Below are 535 nucleotides of genomic sequence, written 5' to 3'. Positions count from 1 at the left end.
TTGATGTAAATCCTTGCTACAGGCTTTTGATTGCTCTGCTATGTGACTCCGGTTGGGGATATTTGTTTGTGCAGCAGTCACTCTGACGAGATTATCTTGCCTCATTTGAGCGATCACTGCGTTGACTGAACTTAAGTAGTCGTGCGCAGATGATACGCTGAGAGAACCATCTTCAACTCGCTCTGCTAACTCTTCGGCATATTGGAGAATGTGGGAGTTTTCAATTTTCCGAGAATCATTGATTGAAAAGTTATCGACGCAGTATCTTGCAAACTTCTCGAACCGGTCTGCATTTTGTTGTGCCGTGGAATAAGACGTTGTCTTTGATTCACAAGCTTCAGTCATCGCATTTCTTCCTGCACGAGCCATATCACGGCTGCGCAATCCGTGGTTTCTAGCTCCGGTATTGCCTCTGGTGAACATGCTACTTTCCTAATTAGAACAAGATTGTTAAGAGCGGTGGCTTAGGCTGAGTATTCATATTTTGATGAAGCATCAAGCCTTGGATGTTAAGTGTTATTGCGCATTTCATACT

The 535-nt window shown here is 43.7% G+C and carries 1 protein-coding gene; it reads right to left on the bottom strand.

Annotated features, from left to right (window positions below; all coding sequences use genetic code 11):
• The coding region (locus AACR11_RS07560) for a hypothetical protein (RefSeq protein ID WP_416316083.1) at positions 1 to 423 on the bottom strand (423 nt) is incomplete at its 3' end.
• Between the last annotated feature and the right edge of the window lie 112 nt (positions 424 to 535).

It is taken from the genome of Vibrio sp. L85, from assembly GCF_963871815.1.
Classification (GTDB): domain Bacteria; phylum Pseudomonadota; class Gammaproteobacteria; order Enterobacterales; family Vibrionaceae; genus Vibrio; species Vibrio harveyi.
This window is presented reverse-complemented; position numbering and strand designations above follow the sequence as displayed.